Source organism: Paenibacillus agaridevorans (assembly GCF_003112455.1).
Taxonomy (GTDB): domain Bacteria; phylum Bacillota; class Bacilli; order Paenibacillales; family Paenibacillaceae; genus Pristimantibacillus; species Pristimantibacillus agaridevorans.
On the sequence record NZ_BDQX01000184.1, the window covers coordinates 1 to 2,725 of the forward strand.

The window sequence follows — 2,725 nt, forward strand, 5'->3', positions numbered from 1 at the left end:
TTCACTTCTTTTTCCAATTGTGTTATCATACCTATAAAGAAGCCGAGTGCGGCAAACACTCGGCGAACAATCGGCTTGGATGGGGTATCCCTTCTTAGTTGAATAGGATTAAAAACCCGCCTGGACGCTAACCTTAGGGTGGGTTTTTACTTTCTCTTGTTGTTTGAGTTGATGTATGTAGTAGTGCAAGGATAAACGATCCAAACAGAAATATGATCGTTAGGACATCCTTATCCTCCATGGCCTTACCTCCTTTCGAAGGGAAACCATGCCCACCCAAGATTCAATTGACTTTCCCTATTGTACCATCATGTACCAATTTAGTGAAGAACGTTCGTTCGTTACTATTGATAACGAACTCGTTAATTTCGTCTAACGTCTGTGTATTTACGAACCTTCACTGCCTTAAGTGACCGGAGGGAACGGCCGCGGAGCGATAGTGACGAAGCGTTCAATTCTGTAGCTAATGGCTGAACTGTTTGTATTGCCCTTTCATACGGGCTTGATATTATGTAGTCGATATCTTGGTTTATTAGAATGTTTTTAACCTCAATGGCATGTAGTATTCCATTCTCAGATAATCCTCTTGATCTTTCCATGCCAGCAATATATGGCGATTCTGCATGTCTTACGAAGTATATTATGGTTTCCACTTCTTTGAGTCACCTTCTTAGTAGCTTTGCACTGGTTTCAGCTAACGTTTCATATATTTACGACGCCTAGCGAATGCAGGGTGTGTCCATAGCAACCACTTCTTGGAAGCCGCTTCTGGGACCGAGGGGCGAATGCCCCGATGCGTGAATATGGTGGCTCTTACTTCTTTGAAAAACAAAAACATAAGACTTCATTGTCTATTTTCAAATTCATCTAAGCTTAATCCATTTTTCAGTTTCCATTCCTTCCTCCCATTCATTGAACTATTTCTGACAATAGCTGCTGCTGCAGAAGGAGATTTAAAATCAATATCTTTACATAATTTAAAATGGCTCTCACTTTCTGAGGATTCGAAAAAACCTTCTTCTTCGAGTTGCCTTCTTAACTTTGCATAATTGTGACTTGCGAAGCTACTAACATGATCTTTTCGAATGAATGAGCCTGTTAATAATCTGTATGTTCCTTCTGTAATCATAAGCTTTGCTTCTTTAACACTCTCGCCTTTAGCTCCAGGAACACTCAAATAAAAAACTTCCCTTTCCTTCCCAGTGTTATCCATGTTTTGACTATTCGTTTGAGTCTTAGTAAAATCAATAATTCCTAAGTTGTTGAGCACGAAGATAATGTTATCATTAAAATCACTCATGTCGTCGCATTCAGAAACAGGCATTTTCGAACCTGGTGGTGTGTTTCCATTGATTGTCTCAATAGTCGTCTTGTTTTTAAGAGCAACTTCATAAAGCTCTCTTTCAAGATATCTAACATGTGACTTTGTTAGATTAGTATCTTTACTGATAAATATTACAAAATCATTCCACCAATCTTTTTGCTTGAAATGTTCTGCTATTCGTTTATTTACTTCATCCGCTTCCCCAATGTAAACCTTCTTTTGATAAGAGTCTTCTATTTCAGAAATCAGTATGTAAATACCTGGGGTGGCCAGTTCTTCTATATTTTGAAGCATTTGAACATGTTTCCTCTGACCTATGTATGCTTTACCTGTCCAATTGCTAAGCTCGGCCGTTTTTAAACTCTTATACTTTTCTCCCATAATATAAAGCTTGATTGATTTTCCTCTCATCTTTTAATCTCCTTAGCCTTCAAAAGTGTTCTATAGTTTTTAATATCTTGAGAGTTTCATCTAACGTTTCGTCGATTCACGACGTCCGAAGAATGTCGGATGTGTCCGGCTGCTACAACTCCCCTGACAATATCATCTGTCCGGACCGAGGGCGAATGCCCGATGCGTGAATATGGTGTTATATGATGCCACATGACTTCAAAGCAAGCCTAAGAATTACCTATCTCTTTTAAATATTTCAGATCGATATAAATCCATATACTCAAATAAGAGTTTAAAAATATCCCGATCTTGATATAGATATAAATTAGTTTCTTCATTCAATATCTCTTCAAAATGCAAATCATGTACTTTTAGGCTATTCAATATTTCATATTGACTACCACTATTTACATTTTCTCTAAGTACTTTTATTTCAATACCATTCGCTGTTAATATCTCTTTTATATTTTTCATTGTTATATAATCATCTATCGCATCGATTCGTTTTAAAGTCTCTATTGTTTCATCTAACATTAATCCTGTTGAGTTCTCTAAAAAACCTAATATTCCATTCATATTCAACTCAGTGTCATAATCTATTAGTAAAATAATATCTTGCAACCAAGTTGGTAAAAAACAAAAATTCGTTCTAACCATAACTCCATGTTCCGAATAAAGATTTAAACAAACTTCGCTAACTATATCTTCCGAAAAGCCTTTTTTTAAAGTTTGGGGAGAAATCAGATTACCGATTAAATTAACTAAATCCATGTTATCACCCTCAAATATATATGTCTTTCGTGGGGTTTCATATAATGTTTCGTTTAATCACGACGCCCGGCGAACGCCGGGTGTGTCCGGCTGCATCAGCTCCCCCTGCCAATATCAACTGCCGGACCGAGGGCGAATGCCCGATACGTGTATATGGTGTTATGGGATGTTGCCGACTCCCCCTGAATTGCAATCAAATGTGTATTCATTCTTTCATATTATTTGTTCTTATTATTC

The 2,725-nt window shown here is 37.2% G+C and carries 3 protein-coding genes; all 3 read right to left on the reverse strand.

Annotated elements, in window-relative coordinates; genetic code table 11:
- Positions 1–362 precede the first annotated feature (362 nt).
- On the reverse strand, positions 363–653 hold the full coding sequence (locus PAT3040_RS17905) for a histidine phosphatase family protein (protein ID WP_258235034.1): 291 nt from the start codon (positions 651–653) through the stop codon (positions 363–365).
- Between the two features lie 191 nt (positions 654–844).
- The gene (locus tag PAT3040_RS17910; protein ID WP_087568775.1) at positions 845–1,735 is read right to left on the reverse strand and encodes a GIY-YIG nuclease family protein; all 891 of its coding nucleotides are present in this window, start codon (positions 1,733–1,735) and stop codon (positions 845–847) included.
- Positions 1,736–1,951: 216 nt separating this feature from the next.
- Positions 1,952–2,488: a DMP19 family protein gene (locus PAT3040_RS17915; RefSeq protein ID WP_108993809.1), complete on the reverse strand. Its 537-nt coding sequence runs from the start codon at positions 2,486–2,488 to the stop codon at positions 1,952–1,954.
- Between the last annotated feature and the right edge of the window lie 237 nt (positions 2,489–2,725).